Below are 20,020 nucleotides of genomic sequence, written 5' to 3'. Positions count from 1 at the left end.
AAGGCCCCGGTTTTCCGGGGCCTTTTTCTTTTTCGTCGGCCTAAAGCGGCGACCGAAGGAAGCTCGACATGGCGGCGTCCTCCGCCCTGCGGGCGAGATAAAGCCGGGCCGTATCGAGCGCCTCGCGGATCGTCACATCCATGTCGAGATAGCGATAAGTGCCGAGCCGCCCGACGAAGGTGACGCCCGCTTCCTGTTCCGCGCGTGCGACATAGTCAGCAAGCTGCGCCTTCTCCTCGACGAGGCGGATGGGGTAGTAGGGGATGTCGTCGGCCTCGCAGGCTCGCGAGAATTCGCGGTAGCAGACCGAGCCCGCATGCTCTTCCCAAGGCGAGAAATGTTTGTGCTCGGTGATGCGCGTATAGGGCACGGACACGTCGCCGTAATTCATCACCGCGCAACCCTGGTAGTCGCCGTCATAGGTGAAGCGCTCGAAATCCAGCGTGCGATAGCCGAGCCGGCCGAGCTCGTAGTCGAAATAGCCGTCGAGCGGGCCGGAATAGAAGACGTGGGCGAAACCCTCCGTCTGGTCGCGCCGGAAGCTGGTTTCCAGCGTCACCCCGATATTCGGATGGTCGAGGATGCGTTCGATCATCTCGGTATAGCCGGTCTCCGGCATGCCCTGGTATTTGTGGAAGAAATAGTTGTCTTCGTAGTTGAAGCGCACCGGCAGCCGCTTCAGGATCGACGCCGGAAGCTCGGTCGGCGAACAGCCCCATTGCTTTTGGGTATACCCCTTGAAGAAGGCCTCGTAGAGATCGCGGCCGACGAATCGCAGCGCCTGTTCCTCGAAGCTCTGCGGATCGGTGATCGTCTTGTCCCCCTGGTCTTCCAGGAAGGTGCGCGCCTCGTCGGGCCTGAAGGTCTTGCCAAAGAACTGGTTGATCGTGTGGAGGTTGATCGGCAGCGAATAGACCTGGCCGCCGCTCGTCGTCTTCACCCGGTTCTTGTAGGGCATAAAGGTCTGGAAGCCGTTCACATAGTCCCACACCTCGCTGTCGTCGGTGTGGAAGATGTGCGGCCCGTAGATATGCACCATCACGCCGGTCGCTTCGTCGCGCACCGTGTGGCAGTTGCCGCCGATATGGTTGCGCTGATCGATGATCTCGACCCGATAGCCTGCATCGGCGAGTTCCCGGCCGATAACGGCGCCGGACAGTCCGGCGCCGACGATGAGGATTTTTTCTTTTACGCGCATGGCATCCCGTCCTGCGTTCTCACGTTTGGCGCGCTCGCGACCGGAGGTTAACCGGCTGTCTGCCAGAGGCGCGCGTCCGGATAGAGGGGAGCATGCTCGTTGAGCGCAACGAGTTCGGCCCGGTAGCGCTGACGGTAGGCCTCGTCGGTCTCGAATTCGATGCCCGCAGCCGCAAGCTCGGCCCCGACCTCGTAATAGACGTCGAGGTTGCGCAGGTCCGGCACGGGCAGTTCGCCGCGTTCCGCGTCGCCCTGCATCTGCCAGTACAGTTCTTCGAGGCGGCGTGCGAGGCGGTCCATGTCGCGCAGTGCGCAGGTCTCGCGCTGGGCCTGGAGCGATTGCCGGACGGCCGCGAGGCTCGCCGGATTCCGGGCGAAGGCGATGGCCTTCTGCACATAGGCGTCCGGGTCGGCGCAGACCAGTTCGGGAATGCCGGCCGCCGTGACGATGCTGCCGCAGAAGCGCGACGCAAAGCTCTTGCCGGACACGGTCAGCACCGGCAGGCCCTGGGTGATGGCGTCGGCCGCCGTGGAATGCGCGCCGTAGGGGAAGGTGTCGAGGAAAAGGTCGGCAAGGCCGATTCGGGCCAGATGGTCCGGGTTCTGCGCCTTGCCGGCGAAAATGATTCGCTCGGGCGCGATGCCGCTCTGCGTCGCGAGCTGCTTGAGCCGCTCATTCACGCTGTCGTCACCGGCAAGCAGCCATAGCACGCTGCCCGGCGTGGCGGTGAGGATGCTCATCCAGCGCTGGAAGCAGGGGGCGGTGATCTTCTGCATGCCATTGAAGCTCGCGAAGACGAAGGCGTTTTCCGGCAGGCCGACGGCCGAGCGCATCGGGCGCGGCGAGACCAGGCGCTTGCGGTCCACCGGCTGGTTGCAGGGGATGCGCAGGACCTTCTCGGTATAATAGATCTCGTTTTCCGGCGGCACGATGTGCTCGTCGGCGATCATGTACTGGTGGTAGGGACTCGCGACCGTGCCCGGATACCCGCAGAAGTTGACAATGACGGGCGCCGGCCGGTAGGCGAAAATCTTCGTGCGCGCGTGTTTGGTATAGCCGTTGACGTCGACGAGCACGTCGATCTGGTCGGTCGCGATCAGGCGCGCGGCGTCCAGGTCGCTGAGCGGGCTGATATCGCGCCAATGGTCGACCGCCTGCTTGATTCGCGCCTGCGTCTTGTCGATCGGCGCCGGCTCGCCGCAATAATAGGCAAAGATCTCGACCGACGACTTGTCGTGCAGTTCGAGCACTTCGCTGAGCGCGAAGCCGACGGCATGCTGGCGTAGGTCCGAGGAGACATAGCCGACGCGCAGCCGCTCTCCGGTGCCCGATTTCTGGCGCACCGGCTTGCGCACGAAGGCCTTGAGATCGGCCGGCCGGCCGACGGCCGTCTGCGAGTAGCGATAGGCCTTCGCCATGTGGAAGAACGGATCGTCCGTATAGCAGGCGATAGTCATGGACGACATGGCATCCATGAACTGCCGCGGCGTGATATGCAGCGACGAGGAGACGATCGGCCATTTGCACTGGCGCATCCGAAGCGAGATCCAATGCTGCGCGGCTTCCGTACGCGTCGGCAACAGTTCCATGGCCTGCCACAGCGCTGCCTCGGCTTCTTCCAGATGGCCGGTGCCTTCGAGCACGCGGCCGATATGCTGCAGGCTGAGCAGCCGGTTGTTGATCCGGTCCGGCGTCACGTCCGCCGTCGTATCGACGAAGCCGCGCCATTGCTGCACGGCCTGCCCGACCAGCCCGCAATCCTCCAGCGTCCGGCCGAGATTGATATGGGCCTGGCCGAATTGCGGGTTGATGCGGATGGCGGCGCGAAGCGCGTGAATGGTTCCCGCGGCGTCGCCGGCGCCCGAAAGGGAAACGGCGTAGTTGAAATAGGCCAGATGCAGCAGCGGGTTGGTGTCGTTGAAGGCGATCCAGGTCTTGTAGAGCTCCACCGCATGCGCCCTGTGCCCGCCCGCGCTGAGGCTTTCCGCGCTCTGGAAGAGCTCGGAAAGCGAAAGCTGCTGGTTGCGGGCCCGACCCATCAGGTGGAGGAGGGGTGCATTGGGATCTGCGTGAATGGGGGTGCTGACGGTCATGGACATCCTGCGGCAACGGCTGTTGAACGGTTCGCAAAAGAGCTCGTTCGCCTTGCTACAGGAACAGACTTGCGTCGGGCTGGTCGTTTCCGGTGGCCCGTAACTCCGAAAAACGGGCACAAAAAAAAGCGGCGCGGTGTGAACCGCGCCGCCTCATGTCAGGCCGAGATGTTCGGCTTAGACGTCGTTGTAAGCCGCGATGACCGCTTCGACCTGCGCGCTGTTCAGGGCGCCGATCTGCTGGCTGGTGAAGGCGCGGGCCTGGTCGGAGGTGAGGCCTGCGATGTCGTCGGTGGACAGACCCGAGAGAGCCTTGACACCGATGGCTGCGATATCAGCCGTCGAGAAGGTGGCGATCTCGTCTGCGTCCATCGCTGCGATTGCCGAGGAGCTCAGGGCTGCGATCTGGCCGGGCGTCAGGGCTTCGACCTGTTCGCTCGTCAGGGTCGCAATCTGGCTGCTGGTGAAGGCAACGATCTGCTTGCTGTTCAGAGCCGCGACCTGGTCGGTGCTCAGCGCTGCGACCGTGTCGGTGGACAGGCCGGAGAGCTGCTTGGCGGTCAGGGCGTTGATCTGGCTCGTGCTCAGTGCTGCGACCTGGTCGGTCGAGAGACCGGAGATCTGGGCGCTGCTCAGGGCGGCGATCTGCTTGCTGTTCAGGGCAGTGATGTTGTCGGTGGTGATACCGGCAAGAGCACCCGAGGAGAGACCGGTCAGAGCCTTGACGCTGATGGCGGCCAGTTCATCCGTGGTGAAGGTAGCCAGTTCGTCCGAGCTGATCGTGGACAGTGCCGAGGAGCCGAGAGCCGCGATCTGCGAGCTGGTGAGAGCTTCGATCTGCTCGGAGGAGAAAGCCTCGACCTGGGCGCTGGAGAAGGCAACGATCTGCTTGCTGCCGAGGACAGCGATCTGGTCGGTGCTGAGAGCGGCGACCGTGTCGGTGGAGAGGCCCGAGAGCTGCTTTGCCGTCAGAGCCGAGACCTGGGTGGTGCTCAGAGCCGCAACCTGATCGGAGGAAAGACCCGAGATCTGGCTGGTGGAGAGAACCGCGATCTGCTTGGTGTCCAGCGCCGTGATGTTGTCGGTAGTGATACCGGCAAGAGCGGCAGAGGAGAGGCCAGACAGGGCCTTCACGTTGATGGCTGCAAGCTCATCCGTGGTGAAGGTTGCCAGTTCGTCGGAGCTGATGGTGGACAGTGCCGAGGAGCCGAGGGCTGCGATCTGCGAGCTGGTCAGCGCTTCGATCTGTTCGGAGGAGAGAGCCTCTACCTGCCCAGAGTTGAAGGCGATGATCTGCTTGCTGGTGAGCGCAGCGACCTGGTCGGTGCTGAGAGCGGCGACCGAGTCGGTGGTCAGACCCGAGAGCTGCTTTGCCGTCAGGGCGACGATCTGGTCGGTGCTGAGGGCAGCAACCTGATCGGACGAGAGGGCTGCGAGCTGGTCGCTGCTGAGGGCGGCGATCTGCTTGCTGTTCAGGGCCGTGATGTTGTCGGTGGTGATACCGGCAAGAGCGGCGGAGGAGAGACCCGACAGAGCCTTGACGCTGATGGCGGCCAGTTCATCCGTGGTGAAGGAAGCCAGTTCGTCCGAGCTGATGGTGGAGAGTGCCGACGAGCCGAGCGCTGCGATCTGCGAGCTGGTGAGAGCTTCCACCTGTTCGGAGGTGAGGGCTTCGACCTGGGCGCTCGTGAAGGCGACGATCTGCTTGCTGGTGAGGACGGCGACCTGATCGGTGCTGAGAGCGGCGACCGTGTCGGTGGAGAGGCCCGAAAGCTGCTTTGCCGTCAGGGCGACAACCTGGTCGGTGCTGAGGGCAGCAACCTGGTCGGACGAGAGGCCCGAGATCTGGCTCGTGGAGAGAGCGGCGATCTGCTTGCTGTTCAGGGCAGTGATGTCGTCGGTCGAGATGCCGGCGAGGGCATCGGAGGAGAGACCCGACAGTGCCTTGACGCTGATGGCGGCCAGTTCATCCGTGGTGAAGGTAGCCAGTTCGTCCGAGCTGATGGTGGAGAGTGCCGACGAGCTGAGAACCGAGATCTGCGAGCTGGTGAGAGCTTCGACCTGTTCCGAGGTGAGGGCGGCCATCTGGGCGCTGGAGAAGGCGACGATCTGCTTGCTGCCGAGAACGGCGACCTGGTCGGTGCTGAGAGCGGCGACCGTGTCGGTGGAGAGGCCCGAGAGCTGCTTTGCCGTCAGGGCGACAACCTGGTCGGTGCTGAGAGCGGCAACCTGGTCGGACGAGAGGCCCGAGATCTGGCTCGTGGAGAGAGCGGCGATCTGCTTGCTGTTCAGGGCGGTGATGTTGTCGGTGGTGATGCCGGCGAGAGCGGCGGAGGAGAGACCCGACAGAGCCTTGACGCTGATGGCGGCCAGTTCGTCGGTGGTGAAGGTTGCCAGTTCGTCCGAGCTGATCGTGGCGAGTGCTGCCGAGCCGAGGGCTGCGATCTGCGAGCTGTTCAGGGCTTCGATCTGTTCCGACGTCAGGGCTTCGACCTGGGCGCTGGAGAAGGCGACAATCTGCTTGCTGCCGAGGACGGCGACCTGGTCGGTGCTGAGTGCTGCGACGGTATCGGTGGTGAGGCCGGAGAGCTGCTTTGCCGTCAGGGCGACAACCTGGTCGGTGGTGAGCGCTGCAACCTGGTCGGAGGAGAGGGCTGCGAGCTGGTCGCTGCTGAGAGCGGCGATCTGCTTGCTGTTCAGCGCGGTGATCTTGTCGGTGTCGAGGCCGGCGAGCGCGTCGGTCGTCAGGCCTGCGAGAGCCTTGACGCTGATGGCTGCAATTTCGTCGGTGGTGAAGGTTGCAAGCTCGTCCGAGTTGATGGTGGTGAAGGCGTCATAGCCGAGAGCGGCGATCTGCGCGCTGCTCAGCACGTCGATCTGGTCGGTCGTGAAGCTGTCGACCTGGGCGCTGCTGAGCGCGCTGATCTGCTTGGAGTTGAGGCCGCTGATGTGGCCGGATTCGAGTGCTGCGAGCTGCGATGCGCTGAGGCCTGCGAGTGCGCTGACGGCGATCGCGCCGATCTGGTCCGAATTGAAGGCCAGAAGGCTGTCGCTCGAGAATGCGTTGACCTGCGAGGAGCTGAGTGCCGCGATCTGCGTGCTGTTCAACGCCGCTACGTCTTCGGTGTTGAGGAGCTGGATTGCCGCGGAGGAAAGGTTTCGGATCTGGGTGACGGTAAGGTTTGTAACGATTGAAGTCATGAACGCGCGCCCTTGATGGTTGGCTGTCCACAAACGTCATTGCCCTGCGAACGGCCCGGGAAGGATCGGCACGATCCCTTAAGGCACGCTCAGCACGTCCTGCGCTTGCTGCAGCGTTGGACGTCCGCGGACCCGCCATTGACTTCGCAATTCGGGTGTCCTGTCGGACGATAACTTTGTTTTCATGGAACATGACTCGAACGAGCCAGCGTATCGGAAGGGCATCATGCTTCCGGAGCCTAATGGCGGCTCCGATCCCCACGCCAGTGGTTGCAAGCACCGATTTGGTTAGAACTCTCGCAACTAAGGAAAGTTCTATGCAGGAAGTTCTAACAATGCGTTAACGGGTTGCAACAGTTCCTCGCAATACAAGCGGGGAGCGCCTGAAAATGGTGCAGAATTTGCCGGATTGATACGGGACCGTACCGTACGGGGGCGAGGGCGGCCGTCCTACTCCACGTCCTCTGGTTGAAGAGCTGCCTGTCCCGGCAAGAATTAGCCATCGCGCGCTTACGCTTTTTTCACCTTCCTTTATGAAGTCTTAACGACGTTAACCATTTGTTAACCATTCGCCGTTAACTCTTCATTAAGAACGATGAACTGGCGCCCAGGGCAAAACAGCGGCGCCGGATGCATGAAGCCCCTTCGTCGTTACCGGTCCCCGCCCACTCCGGCATGTCCCCGACAATCCTTTATCAGGGCAAATGCCAATGACCAGCATATTGACCAACTCCGCCGCCATGGCGGCGCTGCAAACCCTCCGTTCCATCGATACGGGTCTCGAGACGACCCAGGCACGCGTTTCGTCCGGCCTGCGCGTCGAGACTGCCGCCGACAACGCCGCCTACTGGTCGATCGCAACCACGATGCGCTCCGACAACCGCGCGCTTTCGACCGTCGCCGACGCACTCGGCCTCGGCGCCGCCAAGGTCGACACCGCCTATACCTCGCTTGAAAACGTCATCGAGGTGATGAGCGAGATCAAGGCGAAGCTGGTGGCTGCCCGCGAACCGGGCGTCGACAAGAACAAGATCAACGACGAAATCACCGAGCTGAAGAACCAGCTCGTCTCGGCCGCCCAGTCGGCGTCCTTCTCCGGCGAGAACTGGCTTTACAATACCGGAACCGACCCGCTCGGCATCAAATCCGTCGTCGCCTCCTTCGTGCGCACCGCCGGCGGCAACGTCAAGGTCACCACGCTCGACTTCGACACGCAGACCTCCGTGCTGATCGACATCGAGACTCCGGACAATGGCTTTCTCACCAAGTCGATCGACGCCAGCGAACTGACCGACGACGGGGCAGGTCCCTCGCGCTACTACTACTTGATCGACATGGGTGGCGCGTCCCCCACGGATACGCCGATCTCGATCAAGGACGATCCGGACGATCCGGACACGACCACCTACGAACAGCTCGACGACATGATCAGCGTCGTTGACAGCATCATCAAGGACCTGACGAACTCCGCCTCCACGCTCGGCGCCATTACCAAGCGCATCGGCATGCAGGAGAGCTTCGTTGCCAGCCTGAACGACGTGATCGACAAGGGCATCGGCCGTCTCGTCGATGCCGACATGAACGAGGAATCGACCCGTCTAAAGGCGCTGCAAACGCAGCAGCAGCTCGGCATCCAGTCGCTGTCCATCGCCAATTCGAGTGCCGAAAACATCCTCCAGCTCTTCCGTCAGTAAGAGCAGGCAGGTTTTCTCATCCGCCCGGCCGCTGGTCATCGGCCGAGGCGGGCGGTTGGGCCGCGCTATTTGCCCTGGCGCGGCCCAACACCCTTTCATCTTCATCCTCGCACAAGTTTGAACCCCTAGGCTCAATGGCACGATCAGGAAGATTGTGCGCCTTTCGCGACCCGAAAGGTGCTTGTTGTCCGAGGAGACAGGTCAGCGGTGGTGTCAGGTTCCAGTGTTTTCGAGAGCGAGCGTCGAAACGGCCCACGGGGTTCCCGTTGGGTCCTCTCGTTGTTCGTCCGGCACGCGGCAGGGCGGGAGGGTGCGGCATGAGCGTGCAACTCGCCCGTTACCTCAAGGATTTTGGCGCACCGCCGCGCGCCAGGACGCCTGCCTTTTCGTCGCCTTCCATGGGTGAGGCCGAGGGTAGCGCTGCCGCTCCGGCCTTTGCAATGCCGCCGCCGGAACCGCCGGTCGACCTTGCCGCCGAACGCGCCGAGGCTTTTGCGGAAGGCCGGGCGGAAGCCGAGACGGAGCTTGCCGCAAAACACGAGGCGGATATCGCCGCCTTGAAGGCGGAGCACGAGGCCGAACTCGACGCGCTGAAGATGCGCTACGAGCTGGACTATGCCAGGGCGCTGGCCGAGCGGTTCTCCACGCTGACCGGCGAGGTTTCCGATCGCGTCGCCGCCCAGACAGCCGAGGTTCTGGCGCCGGTCATGAGCGAGATCCTGACGACGGGTGCCGTTGCCGACCTCGCCCGCATGATCGCCGAGGGCCTCAAGGCCGACGAGGGCATGGCGATCACGGTGAAGGGGCCGTTTAACCTCTTCGAACAATTGCAATCGCATTTCGACGAGCCCGCGCCGGTCTTCCGGCATGTCGAGATGCAGGATGTCGATCTGACGGTGGAGTTCGGCGAAACCGTCCTCGTAACGCGGATGGCAGCCTGGGCTGATACCGTACGCAAGGTGCTTGCATGAGCGAAGGCGAAAATCACCACCACGGCAAGAACGAGATCATCATCGTCAAACGCCATGGCGATCATGAAGGCGACCACCATTCGGCCGCCTGGAAGATCGCCTATGCCGACTTCATGACCGCGATGATGGCGTTCTTCCTCGTCATGTGGCTCGTCAATGCCGCAAACGAGAAGACGCAGGCCTCGGTTGCCTCCTATTTCAACCCGATCAAGCTGACCGACGACAAGCCGGCCGACAAATCGGTGAAGAAGCCGGCCAACAGCGCCGAAGGCGAAGCGACCCAGGACAAGTCCAAGGAGCAGGGCCAGCAGCAGGCAAGCGGCAACGGTGCCGAAAGCGGCAAGGACGAGAAGACGACGGCCGGTGAGGAATCGCAATATTCCGAGGCCAATTTCTTCGAGAACCCCTATTCCGTGCTTTCCGAGATCGCGCAGGAAGTCGGCCAGCAGGCCAATGTCAGCGCCAAGGGCGAGGGCGGTGCGGCGACGTCCGGTCCCGCCACCGGCGCCAATGGCGGCGAAGCGTATCGCGACCCGTTCGATCCCGATTTCTGGACGCAGCAGGTCGAGGTCTCGCAGGCGACCGATGCCGGAAGCGAAGGCAAGACCGCCCAGCAGATGGCGGCCGCCAGCGACGACACGGTGAAGGAAGCGCTCGAAAAGGAAGAGGCCGAAAAGGCCGCGGTTGCCAAGGCCGAAGCGGAAAAGGCCATCGCCGAGGAAACGAAGGCCAAGGAAGACGAGGCCAAGTCCGCCGAGGAAAAGAAGGCCGACGAGTTGAAGAAGCAGATCACCGAACAGATCGGCACGCTCGGCAAGCTGGCCGAAGGCCTGACCGTGACGCCGGCCGAGGGCGGCCTGCTCGTCAGCCTCACCGATCAGCTCGACACGCCCATGTTCAACATCGGCTCGGCGCTGCCCAAGCGCGAGATGGTGCTGGCCATGGAGAAGATCGGCAAGATTCTCGAAGCCCGGCCCGGCGCGATCGCCATCCGCGGTCATACGGACGCCCGGCCCTTCGCCGGCGGCAAGAACGATAACTGGCGCCTGTCCATGGAGCGTGCCGAGAGCGCCTATTACATGCTGGTGCGCGGCGGGCTGGAGGAGAAGCGCGTGAGCCAGGTGACAGGCTTTGCCGATCGTCGCCTGAAGGTGCCGGATGATCCGATGGCCGACGCCAACCGCCGTATCGAAATTCTCATCCAGGCCGAAGGCACCTGACGCCATGGGCTTGTTGCGGCGCCTCCTCCTGACGGGTACGGTCCTCTGCACTGCGGTTTGCGGTGCCGCCTCCGCGCGCGCCGAAAATCTCGACGACCTCGCGCCCTACAAGATGATCCGGTCGCTGCAATATGTGCAGGACACGGTGGCGCTCGGCGACCATTCGGCGATGGAAATGCAGCGCTTCCTGCTGAGCACGATCGACGAGCGGCTGCGCACGGCGGATTCGTCGATCTTCGACGATCCGCGCAATGTCGATGCAGCCCTCGTCTATGCCATGAGCGGCGGCAATCCCGAGACGCTGGAATTCCTGATCACCAAGGATGTCGACGGGCATTTCGATTCCCGTCTCACCGATGCGCTGCGCAGCTATCTGAGCGGCCGCGGCACGCAGAGCGTCAAGTCGCTGGCGGAAATCTTCCCGGAATACAAGCGCTCGCGCGTCGGCGCCTATCTGGCGCTCGTCTCGGCCAATTCCGTCATGCGCAAGGACCCGGCGCTGGCGCTGACCTATTTCGACTGGGGTCGCCTCGTCGCGCCCGGCACGATCGTTGAGGAGGCGGCCTTGCGCCGCTCGATCTATATCGCCAGCGAAGCGGGTTGGATCGACAAGAGCATGGCCTATGCCAATCGCTATGCGCGCCGCTACCTGCGCTCGCCCTATGCCAGCCAGTTCGCCGATCTTTTCGTGAAGCTGGCGGTGGATCATTTCGAGGCGATCAAGGAAGACGACATCCTTGAAATCCTCTCCTTCATGGACGTGCCCCGCCAGCGCGAGGTCTATCTGCGCATGGCGCGGCTCGCCGCGATCTCGGGCAAGAACAAGCTGGCCTCGCTTGCCGCCGAACGCGCGCAGGCGCTGTCGGGCGACGGCGAAAGCGTGCCGAAGGTCCTGGCCGATCTCTATTCGGGGCTCGCTTCGGTGCCGTCAGGCGACGTGGCGCAGGCGATGGAATCGATCATCGCCATTCCCGACGACAAGCTTTCCGCCAAGGACCGCGCCCTGAAGGCGGCTGCCCGCGCGGTGGCCGAGGAAGTGCTGCGCGTGCCGGAGACGGTGGCGACGGAGGCGAAGGCCACCGTGCCGGCTGCCGACGTGGAGGATGCCTCCTACGAGGGGCTGAGCGAAGCGGAAATGGCGGACCGGGCAATGGACCCGCGCGCCGGCGGCGAAGAAACGCCGGTCGCATCGGCCATTGAGCCGAAAGAGGAAACGAAAGAGCAGGGCGAAACGGCGGGCATCGACCCGGCCTTCGATACGTTCGTATCGGGCGGCCGGTCCAAGCTCGACGAAATCGACGCGCTCTTGAAAGGAGAAGGCAGTTGAGCACCATCGGTAGCGGGGTTTTGGGCGTCGTGCAGGGGCATGCGCCAACCAAGGGCAAGGCCGCTCACGGCCTTTCCGCCGGCGCTTCGGAAGAGGGCGGTTTCGCCAGTGCCGTTGCGAGCATCTCCGGACGGGAGGGCGAGGCGGGCCGCAAGGGTGCGCGCCTGTCGCTCTCGATCGGCGCGGGTGAACCGGAAGGCGAGAAGACCGACGAGACGCGCGTCAAGCTCGGCCGCCGCGACGGCGCGGCGCTCAACGAAGCCTTGCGCAACAAGGCCGGGGCGGACGTGCCCGAAGAGGAGACAGTGCCCTTCGAGGAAAAGGCGGCGGCATTACTGGAAGCCGCCGGCCGCCACGGTCGCAAGACGCAGGGCGAGGGCCGCAACACCGACAAGGTCGCTGCCCGCAATGCCGACGAGACGGCCGCGGACGACGCCGAGGCGACGACCGGCACGGCAGAGGCGGCACCGGCGAACACGGATGTCGGCAATCTCCTGGAGATGCTGGCCGCCCCGAACGCCGTACCCCATGCCGTGACCAATGGCGCGGCGGCGAATGCCGGTGTCGCGGGCGCCGTACAGGACGTCAAGACGCAGACTGGCGGCAAGGGCCAGACCAAGGCCGAAGCGCGCGCCGATGCCACTGCAGTGAAGGCTGACGCGACGGCGGCGGTCGATGGTGCGGATGCCGGCGAGGTGCCGCAGTCCGATACCGACCAGCTCTTCCGCCTGATCCGCGCCGACGGCAAGGGGCGTGACCTCGACATGAAGCTTTCCGACGCCGGCGAGCGTGCCACCTTCCGCGACGCCAACCCGACCGGCGTGAAGGGCGAGACGGTGACCGTGGTCGATGCGCGCCGTTATATCGGCCTCGCGCAGACCGGCAATGCGGGCGCCGTCACGTCTGCGATCACACAGGACCCGCAATGGGCGGCCTCGCTCAGCGCCACCGGCGGGCTCAGCCATTCCGAAGCGGCTGCGACCGGCAAGGTCGTCAACACGCTGAAGATCCAGATGCACCCGATCGAGCTCGGCCTCGTCACCGCCACGTTGCGCCTGCACGGCGACGCTCTCGTCGTCTCGCTGCAGGTTGAGACGGGCGAGGCCTATCGCCAGCTCACCGACGACCAGGACGCCATCGTACGCGCGCTGCGCGGCCAGGGCTTTGCCGTCGACCAGGTCACCGTGCAGCTTTCGCCGGCCGACAAGAGCGCGAACGCCCAGCAGGGCGACAGCCAGAACCAGCAGCAACAGCAGCAGTTCTCCAACCCGCAGGCGCGTGAAGGCGGCAATGGTCGCCAGGGCGGCGGAGAGCAGCAGGCACGCAACTTTGCACGCGAGGGAATGTCCCATGAAGGCAACACGTCGGAAAACGCTCCTGGCCTCGCTGGCGGTCAGCCTCAGCGCACTGGCGGCGTCTATCTCTGACGCGAACGCCTCCGTCGGGGCCTGCGAGCGGGAGATCCTCGCCGCGGCTGCGAAATATGACATACCGGCCGGCATCCTCTATTCCGTCGGTCTCACCGAGACCGGCCGGAAGGGATCGTTGCAGCCCTATGCCATGAACATCGAGGGCAAGGCCTTTTTCGGCCGCGACCGGCAGGATGCCTTGCAGGCTTTCGAGAAGGCGCGCGCCAGCGGCGCGAAGCTGATCGATCTCGGCTGCATGCAGATCAACCACCACTTCCACCGCGACCAGTTTGCCTCGACGGCGGAAATGTTTGACCCGCGCAAGAACGTCGAGTATGCGGCGGCGTTTCTTTCGCGGCTTCACGCCAGGCATGAGACCTGGACGATGGCCGTCGCGCGCTATCATGCGGGGCCGAATAACGACCCCGCGCAGAAGCGTTATGTCTGCCGGGTGATCGCAAATCTGGTCGCGACGGGCTACGGAAGCTGGACGGCGAACGCGAAACAGTTCTGCCAATGATTCGACTAAAAGTTGAAATTTCACACCCCGAACGACCTGTGCCGTAATGTGGCAGGAATGCGCCCTGAATTGGGATGACAAGGCGCGTCGTTAACCTTTGTTAACTTTTCCACTACATAGTTGTGGCGAAACTCGAGGCGACCTACTATATGTAGATCAAATCGGCACGCAAATCTTAATCAACTGTTAATTCCACTCAGTCACTTTCTCTAATTGCCGGTGATTCGCCCGATTCGTACCACTGCCTCAACGTGGCACCACACTGATTCGGAGGCGGACGAATGATCGTAGTGGTTGATGAGCGAGAGCTCGTGAAAGATGGTTATACTTCTCTATTTGGACGCGAGGGCGTGCCCTCGACGGGGTTCGATCCCCGTGAATTCGGCGAGTGGGTCAACACCGCCGCTGATTCGGACATCGATGCGGTCGAGGCCTTCCTGATTGGCCAGGGCCAGCTCGGCATGGAACTGCCGCGCGCGATCCGGGACCGCTCCCAGGCCCCGGTGATCGCGGTCAGCGACACCCCCTCCCTGGAAAACACGCTTGCGCTGTTCGACAGCGGCGTCGATGACGTCGTGCGCAAGCCGGTGCATCCCCGGGAAATCCTGGCCCGTGCGGCGGCCATCCGGCGGCGCCTGAAGGCGCTGACCAACTTCACCGAAATCGGCCCGATCCGTGTGTTTTCCGACGGTCGCGACCCGGAAATCAACGACGAAGTCTTCCCTCTGCCACGCCGCGAGCGCCGCATCCTGGAATATTTGGTCGCCAACCGCGGCCGCCGGCTTTCCAAGACCCAGATCTTCAACGCGATCTACGGCATCTTCGACGAGGACGTCGAAGAAAATGTCGTCGAAAGCCACATCAGCAAGCTGCGCAAGAAGCTGCGCAAGAAGCTCGGTTTCGACCCGATCGATTCCAAGCGCTTCCTTGGCTACTGCATCGACTGGCAGGGCTGAAAAGAGATTGCCGGCTGGCAGGGAAGGCGGACCCTGGCAGCCAGCTTCACGCAAGGCCCGTTTCATAGGGTCGTAGTGACGAGACGAACGGGGAAATGACATGAGCCTCTACGGTACGATGAGAACGGGTGTTTCCGGCATGAATGCACAGGCGAACCGCCTGAGCACGGTGGCCGACAACATCGCAAACGCGAATACGACGGGCTACAAGAAGGCCTCGACCCAGTTCTCCTCCCTTATCCTGCCCACCACCGGCGGCGCCTACAATTCCGGCGGCGTCAACACGGATGTGCGCTACTCCATCTCCTCGCAGGGCACCTTCACCTACACCACCTCTGCGACGGACCTCGCCATCAACGGCAAGGGCTTCTTCATCGTCCAGGGTTCCGACGGCGTCGAATACATGACCCGCGCCGGCGCCTTCACGCCGATGAGCGACGGCTCGCTGCAGAACTCGTCCGGCTTCAAGCTGATGGGTTACCCCTATTCCTCGACCGAAGACCCGACGATCGTCATCAACGGTTTCGCGGGCCTCGAAGAGATCAACCTTGCAGCCGGCGAGCTGAACGTGAAGGCCTCCGAAAGCGGCTACCTGCACGTCAACTTGCCGTCGAATGCCGAAGACCCCTTCTCCAAGACGACCTCGCTGGTCGCCTATGACAGCCTCGGCAACACCCGCAAGCTCGACTTCAAATATTCGACGACGGGCACCCCGAACGAGTGGTCGCTGGAAGTCAACTATACGGACCCGGTCTCCGGCACGGTCACGCCGCTTCTTGCAGCAACGACCCTGACCTTCGACACGGACGGCAAGCTCGTCTCGCCGACGGACATCACGCTGGCCGGCCCGACGACCATCGGCGGCGGCGTTCTCAACCCGCTGGAAATCTCGATCGGTGGCACCAGCGGCGGCAGCACGCAGCTTGCGGCCGACTTCGCAGCCAAGGGCGACATCGACGGCATCGGCCCGAGCGGCGTTGCCGGCTATGAAATCAGCGACGACGGCATCGTCTATCTCAAATACGAGAACGGCGACCTCGCCCCGAAATACCGTATCGCCATGGCGAACGTGCAGAGCCCGGACAACCTCAAGCCTCTGCCGGGCAACGTCTACGCGCAGAGCAGCGATTCCGGTGTGGTCGTCATGGGTTATGCCGGCAACGGCGGCTACGGCACCATCATCTCCGGCGCGCTGGAAGACTCCAACGTCGACATCGCCGAAGAACTGACCAGCATGATCGAGTCGCAGCGCAATTACACTGCCAACTCGAAGGTCTTCCAGACCGGTTCCGAACTGATGGAAGTCCTCGTCAATCTCAAGAGATAAGCCGGCATGACGCCGCGCGTGCATTCGAGAGTTAGGTAGAACCGATGTCGCTTTCAGCAGCAATGAAGACTGCTCAGTCCAGCTTCTCCAACGTAGGCCTTCAATCGGCCGTCGCGTCGAAGAACATTGCCAATGCAAGCAACCCGGCCTACGCCCGCCGCGCGGCGATCCTCGCTACGGCGACCTCCGGTGCAACGGTGGTCGAAACGCAGCGCGCGCAGAACGAAGCACTGCTGAAGCAGAACCTGCTGTCGATCTCCAAGTCCGCCGGCCAGGACACGCTCCTGTCCGGTCTTACGCAGATGAAAATGATGATGGGCGGCGAGGACTATGAACTCGCCCCCTCCACCTATCTCGCGAAGCTGCGCGACAATCTCCAGACCTTCGCCGACAAGCCGAACGAAGTCTCGCTCGCCGAGACGGTCGTGTCGGATGCGACCGACGTCGTCAACTCGCTGAATAGCACCTCGCATGCCCTGCAGAAGCTTCGCTCCGAGGCGGATGCCGACATCAACACGGCAGTGACGGAACTCAACCGCCTGCTCAAAGAATTCCAGACCCAGAACGACAAGGTCAAGCAGGGCACGGCGTCGGGCACCGACGTCAACGACGCGCTCGACCAGCGCGACAAGCTCTTGACCGAAATCTCCGCGATCGTCGGCGTCACCGCCGTCAACCGCACGAACAACGACCTGGCGCTCTATACGAGCGACGGCACGGTGCTGTTCGAGACGGTGGCGCGCACCGTGACCTTCGAGCCGCAGACCACCTACACGGCGGCCGTCGACGGCTTTCCGGTCTATGTGGACGGCGTGCCGATCCAGCCGGGTGCCGGCGGCAACACCACCGCGCAAGGCTCGATCGCTGCCCTCCTGCAGATCCGCGACAATGTCGCGCCGACCTTCCAGAACCAGCTCGACGAAATGTCCGTCGCCCTCATCTCGATGTTCTCCGAGAGCGTCGAGACGCCGCCGGGCTCCGGCACCTTCGTGGCGACTGACGGTCTCTTCACCTGGGGCGGCATCCCGACGGTCAATTCGCCCGGTCTCGGCGCGGTCATCAAGGTCAATCCGGACGTGATCACCGCGCAGGGCGGCAACGCCATGCTGCTGCGTGACGGCATCAACGCGACCTTCAACCTGAATGACGATGCCAGCTTCTCGGAACTGCTGAACGGCTACGCAACGGGTTTCGAGACGCAGAGGACCTTCGATCCGGATGCGGCGATCGACACGACCGGCACAATCCTCGCTTTCTCGACCGGTTCGGTCGGCTGGCTGGAACAGATCCGCAGTGCCGCGACGACGGCAGGCGACGACAAGACCGCGCTGCTCGGCCGCACCCAGGAAGCGCTTCTCAATGTGACGGCCGTCAGCCTCGACGAGGAACTGGCGCTGCTTCTCGACCTCGAGCAATCCTACAAGGCGTCGGCGAAACTCGTGGCGGCGGTCGATGAGATGATTGCCGCGCTTCTTCAGGCGGCGGGGTAAGTTATGAAGACTTCTTTCGTTTCGAACATGTCCCTTCAGAACGCGATGCGGCTCACGGTCGCCAGCGCGCAGAAGGAGATGTTGCAGCTTCAGGAGGAGACGGTCACCGGCCGTCATGCCGATGTCGGCGCCGTGCTCGGCGCCAAGACCGCGCGCACGCTGAACCTGCACCGCGACCTCCAGCGCATGGAATCGCTGAAGAGCACCAACGCGTTGACGACGCAGCGCCTCGCCGCCTCCCAGGAAGCGCTCGGCCAGATGTCGACGGCGGCAAACGATGCGCTGGAAGTGTTCATCGCGCTTTCCGGCATCACGTCCGCCGACCAGCTGGCGCTCGCCAAGGAGAACATCGGCAACGCGATGTCGACCTTCACCGCCGCCGCCAACAGCTCTTTCAGCGGTGAATTCCTCTTTGCCGGCATCAACACCGACGTGACGCCGCTCAAGGACTATTTGCAGGAAACGCCGGTTTCCGACGCGAAGGCCGCATTCGACGCCGCATTCGCCACGCATTTCGGCTTCCCGCAGACCAATGAAGTCGCCGTCGCCGGCATCACGCCGACCGACATGCAGGATTTCATCGACAGCCTTGAAACGAGTTTCATGGGGCCGGGCTGGGAAACGGACTGGTCGAACGCGTCCGACGAGAACATGCAGAGCCGCATCAGCACTGCCGAGACGGTGCAGAGCTCGACCAACACCAATGTCGAGGGCATGCGCTACATGGCGCTCGGCCTCGTGCTCGGTCAGGAGCTGCTGGCACTCGGCGTTTCCGAACAGACCCGCAAGACGGTCAGCGACGCGGCGATCGACTATACGGGCCGCGCGATCTCCGGCATCGATGGCGAGCGTTCGAAGCTCGGCATTTCCGAGGCGCGCGTGACACAGGCCAATACCTCGCTCAATGCCCAGATCACCATCCTGAGCACCAGCATCAAGGATATGGAAGGCATCGATACCTACGAGGCGGCGACGCGCGTCACCACGCTCGAATCGCAGCTTTCACTCGCTTACACGCTGACGTCGAGGATCCAGAACCTGAGCCTGCTGAATTACCTCTGATGAACCAGAGGGTACGGACACACATGAAGGATGTCTGAATGTACCAGTTTTCATATGCCGAGATCATGGAGGAAGGCGTTGCCGTCTCGAAAGATCGAGAGCGGCAGGTCCTCGACCGGTCGATTGCGCTTCTGACAGCGGCAATGGCCTCCGATGGCGGCACCTACGGCAGGGAAGCGGTGGAGGCGATCTACTTCACCCGCCGCGTCTGGATACGCTTTATCGAAGATCTCGGAAACCCGGAAAACCAGCTCGAAGACGAGCTTCGGGCCAACCTCATCTCGATCGCCATCTGGATACTCAAGGAAGTCGAAAAGATCCGCAAACGCGAATCCAACAATTTCCAGGGCATCATCGACATCACCACCATCATCAAGGATGGCATCAAATGAAAAGTACACTGCGTATATCGCTGAAGTCCGGTGAGCGCATCTTCGTCAACGGCGCAGTTTTGAGGGTCGACCGCAAGGTCGCGATCGAATTCCTCAACGATGTCACCTTCCTCCTGGAAAACCACGTTCTTCAGCCCGAGCAGGCCACCACGCCGCTTCGCCAGCTCTACTTCATCGCCCAGATGGCGCTGATCAATCCGGAAGGGGCCGAACAGTCGATCGCCATGTTCCGCAAATCGGTCATCATGCTGCTTTCCTGCTTCAAGAACGAGGAAGTGCTCGCCGAGCTCAAGCGCGTCGACGCCCTCGTCACCCAGGACCGCGTCTTCGAGGCGCTGAAAGCCATCCGCGCGCTCTACCCGATCGAGGATCGCATCCTCAACAATCAGGAGATCCCGCCGGCCACCATCGAACAGATCCGCAGGGAGATCGCACCATGGTAACCCCCGTCGGCGCCGCATCGGCGGCAGACAAGCCTTATGTTCCGACCGTTACCGGCGCTGAATCCGGCACGGACGAGAAGTCGGCGACCATCAACTACGAAAGCTTCCTGAAGCTGCTCGTGGCCCAGATGAAGAACCAGGATCCGACCGAGCCGATGGACGCGACCCAGCAGATGGCGCAGCTTGCGACCTTCTCGCAGGTCGAGCAGACCATCAAGACCAACAAGAACCTGGAAAGCCTCCTGCAGCGCACCTCGCTGCAGGAAGCGAACTCGGTCATCGGCCGCACCGTCACCAGCGAGGACGGCAAGATTTCTGGCGTCGTCAAGGAAGTCACGCTATACAACGACGGCATCGTTGCGACGCTTGATTCGGGCAAGACCCTTGTCATCGGTCCCGGCGTGAAGGTCAGCGAAACCACGGCGAGTGAACCCGAAACGTGAATGAGGCAGACGCCCTCGACATAGCGCAGGCAGCCATCTGGACGGTCGTCGTGGCCTCCGGACCGGCCGTGCTTGCCGCCATGATCGTCGGCGTCGCCATCGCTTTTATCCAGGCATTGACCCAGGTGCAGGAAATGACCCTCACCTTCGTGCCGAAAATCCTCGCGATCTTCGTGACGATCGCCATCTCGGCCCCCTTCATCGGCGCCCAGATCTCCATTTTTACCAATATCGTCTTTTCCCGAATAGAAAGCGGCTTCTAGCCGGTTTCTGC

17 protein-coding genes are annotated in these 20,020 nt (G+C 62.9%); 14 read left to right on the top strand and 3 right to left on the bottom strand.

The genetic code is table 11. From position 1 onward, the window contains the following. Positions 1-40 precede the first annotated feature (40 nt). The 3 genes from glf to AC1RWL_RS13560 all read right to left on the bottom strand — a co-directional run bounded on the left by glf (position 41) and on the right by AC1RWL_RS13560 (position 6,492). Positions 41-1,198: a UDP-galactopyranose mutase gene (gene glf / locus AC1RWL_RS13570; protein WP_493094992.1), complete on the bottom strand. Its 1,158-nt coding sequence runs from the start codon at positions 1,196-1,198 to the stop codon at positions 41-43. Between the two features lie 47 nt (positions 1,199-1,245). After that, a complete protein-coding gene (locus tag AC1RWL_RS13565; RefSeq protein ID WP_256120732.1) occupies positions 1,246-3,291 on the bottom strand; it encodes an O-linked N-acetylglucosamine transferase, SPINDLY family protein in 2,046 nt (681 codons plus the stop codon). Between the two features lie 177 nt (positions 3,292-3,468). Next, entirely contained in the window at positions 3,469-6,492 is a 3,024-nt protein-coding gene (locus tag AC1RWL_RS13560) for a beta strand repeat-containing protein (protein ID WP_493094991.1), read from the bottom strand. A gap of 710 nt (positions 6,493-7,202) precedes the next feature. Here AC1RWL_RS13560 and AC1RWL_RS13555 point away from each other — a divergent pair. From AC1RWL_RS13555 to fliQ, 14 genes are all read left to right on the top strand, one after another. Continuing rightward, entirely contained in the window at positions 7,203-8,186 is a 984-nt protein-coding gene (locus tag AC1RWL_RS13555) for a flagellin N-terminal helical domain-containing protein (RefSeq protein ID WP_493094990.1), read from the top strand. Positions 8,187-8,503: 317 nt separating this feature from the next. Beyond that, positions 8,504-9,157 carry a hypothetical protein gene (locus AC1RWL_RS13550; RefSeq protein ID WP_493094989.1) on the top strand — a complete coding sequence of 218 codons (654 nt, stop codon included), beginning with the start codon at positions 8,504-8,506 and terminating at the stop codon, positions 9,155-9,157. Next, positions 9,154-10,377, top strand: coding sequence for a MotB family protein (locus tag AC1RWL_RS13545; protein ID WP_493094988.1), 1,224 nt, complete (start codon positions 9,154-9,156; stop codon positions 10,375-10,377). The genes AC1RWL_RS13550 and AC1RWL_RS13545 overlap by 4 nt, the downstream gene beginning before the upstream one ends. A 10-nt stretch (positions 10,378-10,387) precedes the next feature. Continuing rightward, complete coding sequence (gene motC / locus AC1RWL_RS13540) at positions 10,388-11,704, top strand: chemotaxis protein MotC (protein WP_492649956.1); 1,317 nt, start codon at positions 10,388-10,390, stop codon at positions 11,702-11,704. Next, positions 11,701-13,131: a flagellar hook-length control protein FliK gene (gene fliK, locus AC1RWL_RS13535; RefSeq protein ID WP_493094987.1), complete on the top strand. Its 1,431-nt coding sequence runs from the start codon at positions 11,701-11,703 to the stop codon at positions 13,129-13,131. Before motC ends, fliK begins: the two co-directional genes overlap by 4 nt. Then, a complete protein-coding gene (locus tag AC1RWL_RS13530) occupies positions 13,055-13,633 on the top strand; it encodes a transglycosylase SLT domain-containing protein (protein WP_256120725.1) in 579 nt (192 codons plus the stop codon). The genes fliK and AC1RWL_RS13530 overlap by 77 nt, the downstream gene beginning before the upstream one ends. Positions 13,634-13,914: 281 nt before the next feature. After that, positions 13,915-14,589 (top strand): transcriptional activator Rem, encoded by a 675-nt coding sequence (rem, locus tag AC1RWL_RS13525; protein WP_256120724.1) that lies wholly within the window; start codon positions 13,915-13,917, stop codon positions 14,587-14,589. 100 nt (positions 14,590-14,689) lie between these two features. Continuing rightward, a complete protein-coding gene (locus AC1RWL_RS13520; protein ID WP_256120723.1) occupies positions 14,690-15,916 on the top strand; it encodes a flagellar hook protein FlgE in 1,227 nt (408 codons plus the stop codon). 44 nt (positions 15,917-15,960) lie between these two features. Continuing rightward, positions 15,961-17,406, top strand: a complete 1,446-nt coding sequence (gene flgK, locus AC1RWL_RS13515; protein WP_493094986.1) for a flagellar hook-associated protein FlgK — start codon at positions 15,961-15,963, stop codon at positions 17,404-17,406. Positions 17,407-17,409: 3 nt separating this feature from the next. Continuing rightward, positions 17,410-18,468 (top strand): flagellar hook-associated family protein, encoded by a 1,059-nt coding sequence (locus AC1RWL_RS13510; protein WP_492649939.1) that lies wholly within the window; start codon positions 17,410-17,412, stop codon positions 18,466-18,468. A 38-nt stretch (positions 18,469-18,506) separates the two neighbouring features. After that, complete coding sequence (gene flaF / locus AC1RWL_RS13505) at positions 18,507-18,860, top strand: flagellar biosynthesis regulator FlaF (protein ID WP_256120720.1); 354 nt, start codon at positions 18,507-18,509, stop codon at positions 18,858-18,860. Next, positions 18,857-19,303, top strand: a complete 447-nt coding sequence (gene flbT, locus AC1RWL_RS13500; RefSeq protein WP_256120719.1) for a flagellar biosynthesis repressor FlbT — start codon at positions 18,857-18,859, stop codon at positions 19,301-19,303. Before flaF ends, flbT begins: the two co-directional genes overlap by 4 nt. Next, positions 19,297-19,746: a flagellar hook assembly protein FlgD gene (flgD, locus tag AC1RWL_RS13495; protein WP_256120718.1), complete on the top strand. Its 450-nt coding sequence runs from the start codon at positions 19,297-19,299 to the stop codon at positions 19,744-19,746. The genes flbT and flgD overlap by 7 nt, the downstream gene beginning before the upstream one ends. Then, entirely contained in the window at positions 19,743-20,009 is a 267-nt protein-coding gene (gene fliQ, locus AC1RWL_RS13490) for a flagellar biosynthesis protein FliQ (RefSeq protein WP_256120717.1), read from the top strand. Before flgD ends, fliQ begins: the two co-directional genes overlap by 4 nt. The last annotated feature ends 11 nt before the right edge of the window (positions 20,010-20,020 follow it).

Source organism: Shinella sp. GW821-FHT10F02 (genome assembly GCF_058809275.1).
The sequence above is the reverse complement of the archived record's forward strand: the minus strand, read 5'-3'. Positions and strand labels throughout refer to the sequence as shown.